This is a genomic window from Arthrobacter sp. P1_A5 (genome assembly GCF_056406825.1).
The window spans coordinates 1-6,574 of the sequence record NZ_JBFTZL010000193.1; the positions used below are offsets into that span (position 1 = coordinate 1).

Genomic DNA, 6,574 nt, shown 5'->3' on the forward strand with positions numbered 1-6,574 from the left:
GCACAACATCAGCGTTGACGCAGTCACTGACGCAACGCCCGACGCAGGAGCCGAGTCCTGATGGGGGAGCCGGAAGCCACCGCCAAGAACAGCGCCAAAAACACCGTGAAGACCACTGTAAAGAGCACTGTGAAGAGCACCAAGAGGTCCGCCGTCCCCGGCTGGGCCCGCAAGTCCACCCTGGTCCTGGTAATCGCTGCCCTGGCCCTTGCCGTGTTCGGGACCACCACCCAGACTTGGCTCACCGTGCACCTCGATCCCACGCAGCTCGGCGCGGCCGTGGCCAGCCAGGACGGACTGCAGGTCCAGGGCAGCAAGGCTGCCACCACCGTGACAGCCCTGGCGCTTGTGGCCCTCGCCGGCGGCCTCGCGGCCTCCATCGCCGGGCGCGTGGCCCGCTGGGTCATTACAGCGATCATCCTCCTCGCGGCCGCGGGCATCGTCGCCGCGGCAGCCGTTGTACTGGCGGACCCGCTGGCCGCGGCGCAGGGATCGATCGCGGCAGCCACCGGAATCAGCGGCAGCAGCGTGCAGGTGGACGTCACGGTGTTCCCCATCCTCGCCGTCGTCGCCGGTGCCCTGCTGGGACTCAGCGCCCTGGCGATCGTGCCGGCCGGCCGCTACTGGAAGACCCGCACCAAATATGACGCGGCCGCCGCCGGGCCCGCCGCCGGCGGAACTGCAGCCGGCGGTAATGCGCCGGCCGCCCCCGCTGACGAGATTGACAGCTGGGACAGGTTGTCCCGCGGTGACGACCCCACCTGAGCCGATGCCGCGGGCGCGACCGGCAACGCGGCCAGTAACCCGGCCAAAGCAACGCGGCCCAGCAACGCGGCCAAATAACACAGCCAAAAAATGGCAGAATGTAAGCAGTATTCATCCTGAGGAGATTTCAATGAGCAAAGCCACTGTTTCCGCATCCACGTCCGCTGCGCCGAAGGGGCCGAAGGGCGTCTACGACGACGTCGATCACAGCGAAGCGCCGGGCCACGGCAACAGCCCGGCCGCGTGGACCTGCGTGATCGTGATGCTGATCGGCGCCCTCATTGCGTCCATCGCCTTCGTCATCGCCAACACCCCGATCTTCGTTGCAGGTGCGGCGGTCATGGTGGTCGGCCTGCTCGCCGGCTGGGCCATGCGCAAGGCCGGCTACGGCGTCGGCGGCAGCAAGCTGAAGAACTCCGGCCACTGAGCGTGAGCGTTCTCGACGACATCAATGCCGGTGTCAGGGAGGATATGCAGGCGCGCCAGCGTCTGGTTACGCTCGCGGAGCTGAAGGAGCGTGCCGCCGAGGCGGCGCCCGCCCGTGACGCCTGGGCCGCCCTCGGCGGTACCTCAAGCAGCCGGGACCAGCTCAAGGTGATTGCCGAGGTCAAGCGCCGCAGCCCGTCCAAGGGCCCGCTCGCGGACATCGCCGATCCCGCGTCCCTCGCCGCGCAGTACGCCGACGGCGGAGCCGCCGTGATCAGCGTCCTGACCGAGGAGCGCCGCTTCGGCGGCTCCCTGGCCGATCTGGACGCCGTCCGGGCCGCCGTGGACATTCCGCTGCTGCGCAAGGACTTCATGGTTGACGAGTACCAGATMTGGGAGGCCCGGGCGCACGGCGCCGACCTGATCCTGCTGATCGTGGCCTCGCTCTCGGACGCCCAGCTGCGTGAGTTCACGGCCCTCAGCCGCGAGCTCGGCATGAACGTGCTGGTCGAGACCCATACGGCGGAGGAAATCGAGCGCGCAGTAGCCGCGGAGGCCCGGATCATCGGCGTCAACGTACGCAACCTCAAGACGCTCGACGTCGACCGTTCCGTCTTCGCGGCGCTGACCGGCGGCATTCCCGCCGGTGCGCTCGTGGTCGCCGAATCCGGTGTGCGCGACGTCGAGGACGTCAAGCACTACGCGGCCCGCGGGGCCAACGCGGTCCTGGTCGGCGAGGCGCTGGTCAGTGACGCGACGCCCCGCGAGCGGATCGCCGAATTCATGGCTGCCGGCGCGACGGCAATCGCCGCGCGCGCCTGAGGCCGGCCGGTCCTGGCGCCTCCGTCCGGACCGTGAGCGGTGCCGGGCCCGCGATTTTGCCCGGACCAATGAGCGGATCTCATCAGCAGATCCCCAAAGCTAGCAGTGGAACAGGATGGTGAGACTGATGGTCGATGCACCAGCAGCCGGCTCTGACGAAAGTACCGTGGACGCGTTCCTGCAGGGCGGCCGCCCCGCGGAGCATCCCGCGCAGGGCGAACCGTCCCTGCGCCACGCCCCGGGGCCCTACTTCGGGAACTACGGCGGCCGGTGGATGCCAGAGTCGCTCATCGCGGCCCTGGACGAGCTCGAGGACACCTTCGAGAAGGCCAAGGCCGATCCGGAGTTCACGGCCCAGATCGCCGACCTGAACAAGAACTACTCGGGCCGGCCATCGCTGCTGACCGAGGCCAAGCGCTTCGCCGAGCACGCCGGGGGGGTGCGGATCTTCCTCAAGCGCGAAGACCTCAACCACACCGGCTCGCACAAGATCAACAACGTCCTGGGCCAGGCGCTGCTCGCCAAGCGAATGGGCAAAACCCGCGTCATCGCCGAAACCGGCGCCGGCCAGCACGGCGTGGCCAGCGCCACGGCCGCAGCCCTGCTGGGCCTGGAATGCGTGGTCTACATGGGCGCCGAGGACTGCCGCAGGCAGTCCCTCAACGTGGCCCGCATGGAACTCCTCGGCGCCACGGTCATCCCGGTCACCAACGGATCCCAGACGCTCAAGGACGCCATCAACGAGGCCCTGCGCGACTGGGTGGCCAACGTGGGCAATACGCACTACCTGCTGGGCACCGCCGCCGGAGCACACCCGTTCCCGGCGATGGTCCGCTACTTCCACGAGGTCATCGGTGAGGAAGCCCGCGCCCAGATCCTGGACCAGACCGGCCGGCTGCCGGATGCCGTCTGTGCCTGCATCGGCGGCGGCTCCAACGCCATCGGCATCTTCCACGGCTTCCTCGATGACCCTTCGGTCAAGATCTACGGCTTCGAAGCCGGCGGCGAGGGCGTCGAAACCGGACGCCACGCAGCCACCATCACCCTCGGCAAACCCGGCGTACTGCACGGCGCCCGCTCGTACCTCATGCAGGACGACGACGGCCAGACCATCGAGTCGCACTCGATCTCCGCCGGCCTGGACTACCCCGGCGTCGGCCCCGAGCATTCCTACCTCGCCGACATTGGCCGGGTCAGCTACGAGCCCATCACGGACAGCGAAGCCATGGAGGCCTTCCGCCTCCTGTGCCGCACCGAGGGCATCATCCCCGCCATCGAGTCCGCCCACGCCCTCGCCGGCGCCATCAAGGTGGGCCAGCGGCTCGCCGCAGACGCGGCGGCAGGCAAGGCAACAGACGCCTCAGAGAAAATCGTGATGGTGAACCTCTCCGGCCGCGGCGACAAGGACGTGGCCACGGCCGCGGAATGGTTCGACCTGCTGGACAAGGATTCACCTGAAGCCGAAATCGCCAAAGAGGGGGAACAGCTGTGAGCACCGGCCAGGACGGCAACCAGCACGCCAGCAAGTCSGCSGCGGCCATTGACCGCGCCCGCGCCCAGGGCCGGGCGGCCCTGATCGGCTACCTSCCSGCCGGCTACCCGAGCGTTAAAGACACCATTGCCGCCGGCATCGCCCTGGCCGAGAACGGCGCCGACCTCATCGAGATCGGCATCCCGTACTCGGACCCGGTCATGGACGGCCAGGTCATCCAGGCCGCCACGACGGAGGCCCTCGCGAAGGGCTTCCACGTCCGGGAGGTCTTCGACGTCGTCCGCGGCATTACGAGCAAGACCGACGCCGCCGTGCTGGTCATGACGTACTGGAACCCCGTGGTCCGGATGGGCGTGGACGAGTTCTCCCGCCGCCTGGCCGAGGCCGGGGGAGCCGGGCTCATCACGCCCGACCTCATTCCGGACGAGGCCGCCGAATGGATGGCGGCCTCGGACAAGTACGGCCTGGACCGGGTATTCCTCGTGGCTCCCTCGTCCTCGCCCGAACGCATGAAACGCACTGTCGACGCGAGCCGCGGCTTCGTCTACGCCGTCTCCATCATGGGCGTCACCGGCGCCCGGACCTCGGTCAGCTCCGCGGCCAGGGACGTCGTCGCCGCCGCGCACGCTGCGGGCGCCGAACGCGTCTGCGTGGGCCTCGGCGTCTCCACCGCCAGGCACGTCCGCGAGATCGCCGAGTACGCCGACGGCGTGATTGTCGGCACCGCCCTCGTCGCGGCCATCCGGGACGGCGGCGTGGATGCGGTAGCCTCCTTGACGAAAGACCTCAGCACCGGCCTTACCAAGGAAGAAGCGTAAGCAATGCAGTCAGTCCTCCACGCGGCGGCGATGATTCCCGCGAGCATTCCGAGCCCCAGCTGGTCCGGATTCGACATCCCGCTGCCGTGGGGGTCCCTGCGCATCCACGCCTACGCCCTGTGCATCCTCGCCGGCATTATTGCCGGCCTGTGGCTGACCTCGGTCCGCTGGGCACGCCGCGGCGCCCCCGAGGGCAGCGTCTGGGACATCGCCATCTGGGCCATCCCGTTCGGCATTATCGGCGGACGGCTGTACCACGTGTTCTCCTCTCCGGACGCCTACTTCGGCCCGGGATTCGACGGCACAGGGGACCTGTCCCTGATTCCGCAGATCCAGCGCGGCGGCCTGGGCATCTGGGGCGCCGTCGTGCTCGGCGCCTTGGGCGCCTGGATCGGGTGCCGGCGTGCCGGGGTTAAGCTGAGCGCCTTCATGGACGCCGCGGCCCCCGGGCTGCTGCTGGCTCAGGCCATTGGCCGGTGGGGCAACTACTTCAACCAGGAACTCTTCGGCGGCCCCACCACGCTTCCCTGGGGGCTGCAGATCGACCCCAACAACCCGAACTTCCCCCCCGGCATGCCGACGGAAACGCTCTTCCACCCGACGTTCCTCTACGAGTCGCTGTGGAACCTGGCCGGCGTGCTGATCCTGCTGGCCCTGGACCGCAAATTCAGCTTCCGCCGCGGCCGCCTCTTCTGCGTCTACGCCATGTACTACACCCTGGGCCGCGTCTGGATCGAGGCCATGCGGATCGACGACGCCGAACAGATCACCCTCTTCGGGCTCACCACCCGGCTCAACGTCTGGACCAGCATCATCGTCTTCGCCGGGGCCCTGCTCGCCTTCATCCTCCTCGGACTGCGCAAGCGCTCCGAGCCGGACACCCCGTTCCTCCCCGGCCGCGCACCTGCGGAGACACAGCCGGTGGAGACTGTGCCGGCTGAGGAAAAGTCGGCGGAGACTAAGCCGGACGCTGATGCGGTCGACGCCGACCGCGCCACCGTTCCCGCAGACGCGGCAACCATCCGCCATTCGGACGCCGCTGTCTCAGATAGTGAATCCCGTGCTAATCTCCGGAATAACCAAAGCGGACCAGTTCGCGCATCCGAGGATGCGGACAGGGACTCCACGGGCGGCACCGCGCCCGCCAATGGAGCTCCGGCAGCCGGAGTTTCCGGCCGCCAGGGAACTGGAACCGCGCCGGAGGCTGAGGGCACCAAGTAGCTCAGCGCCGGCACTTCGGGTTGACCGGAGCCACCGCTCACCGGACCCGACTCCACAGCGTCGTGGCAAGAGGGCTTGGTGTGGACAGCAGATCGAAGCTGTCCATGCAAGCCCGGGCCAGCACCTGCGTAACTGTTAGTACAGGAGGCCGGGCTGGCCTACAATTCCAGTTAGAAAAACACTCTGTTGCGCCCGTCACACACCGGCGTGCCGAGTGGGGCCAATGTTGTCCCTCCCATACGCACGATCAGGAGGAAGGACGTCTCCMATGACCCAAACTCTTCACAGCCCCAGCTGGTCCGATCCGGACCAGCCCTCGGCTGCCGCGTCACCCTTCAGCCGCTTCGCGGCGATTCCGGCCGCGGCCGGACTCTACAATCCGGAGAACGAGAAGGACGCCTGCGGCCTGGCCATCATCGCCACGCTCCGCGGTGAGCCTGGCTACGACATCGTCGACGCCGCCCTGACCGCCCTGCGCAACCTCGAGCACCGCGGTGCCGTGGGCGCCGATGAAGGTACCGGCGACGGCGCCGGACTCCTGATGCAGGTGCCGGACGAATTCTTCCGCGCAGTCACGGACTTCGAACTTCCGGCCCCCGGCCAGTACATCGTGGGAACCGCGTTCCTGCCCGCCGAGCAGCGCGAATCCGACGCCGCCCGCGCAGGCATCGAAGGCCTCGCCGCGGACGAGGGCCTGACCGTTCTGGGCTGGCGTGAAGTCCCGATCGTGGCCGACCTGGTCGGGGCCATGGCCCGGGCCTGCATGCCGTACTTCTCGCAGCCGTTCTTCGCCTCCAGCACCGGGGAAACCCTCGAGCGCAACGAGCTCGATTCCCGCGCCTGGCGGATCCGCAAGCGCGCCCAGAACAAGTTCGGCGTGTACTTCCCGTCGCTCTCCTCCCGGACCATCGTCTACAAGGGCATGCTCACCACCGCGCAGCTCGAGCCGTTCTACCCGGACCTGTCGGACAAGCGCTTCAAGACCAAGCTCGCGATTGTCCACTCGCGCTTCTCCACCAACACGTTCCCG

General features: G+C 68.3%; 6 protein-coding genes and 1 pseudogene. All 7 read left to right on the forward strand.

All coding sequences use genetic code 11. From position 1 onward, the window contains the following. The first annotated feature begins 60 nt into the window (after window positions 1–60). Window positions 61–765, forward strand: a complete 705-nt coding sequence (locus AC1D1S_RS18135) for a Trp biosynthesis-associated membrane protein (RefSeq protein ID WP_243179107.1) — start codon at window positions 61–63, stop codon at window positions 763–765. Between the two features lie 130 nt (window positions 766–895). Beyond that, complete coding sequence (locus AC1D1S_RS18140; protein WP_476995105.1) at window positions 896–1,192, forward strand: HGxxPAAW family protein; 297 nt, start codon at window positions 896–898, stop codon at window positions 1,190–1,192. A gap of 2 nt (window positions 1,193–1,194) precedes the next feature. Further along, on the forward strand, window positions 1,195–2,013 hold the full coding sequence (trpC, locus tag AC1D1S_RS18145; protein WP_243179093.1) for an indole-3-glycerol phosphate synthase TrpC: 819 nt from the start codon (window positions 1,195–1,197) through the stop codon (window positions 2,011–2,013). 127 nt (window positions 2,014–2,140) lie between these two features. Beyond that, window positions 2,141–3,505: a tryptophan synthase subunit beta gene (trpB, locus tag AC1D1S_RS18150; protein ID WP_243179091.1), complete on the forward strand. Its 1,365-nt coding sequence runs from the start codon at window positions 2,141–2,143 to the stop codon at window positions 3,503–3,505. Beyond that, the gene (gene trpA, locus AC1D1S_RS18155; RefSeq protein WP_476943877.1) at window positions 3,502–4,323 is read left to right on the forward strand and encodes a tryptophan synthase subunit alpha; all 822 of its coding nucleotides are present in this window, start codon (window positions 3,502–3,504) and stop codon (window positions 4,321–4,323) included. The genes trpB and trpA overlap by 4 nt, the downstream gene beginning before the upstream one ends. A 3-nt stretch (window positions 4,324–4,326) precedes the next feature. Then, window positions 4,327–5,544 (forward strand): prolipoprotein diacylglyceryl transferase, encoded by a 1,218-nt coding sequence (lgt, locus tag AC1D1S_RS18160; RefSeq protein ID WP_476995106.1) that lies wholly within the window; start codon window positions 4,327–4,329, stop codon window positions 5,542–5,544. A gap of 268 nt (window positions 5,545–5,812) precedes the next feature. Further along, window positions 5,813–6,574, forward strand: a pseudogene (locus AC1D1S_RS18165) (glutamate synthase subunit alpha); the annotation flags it as partial.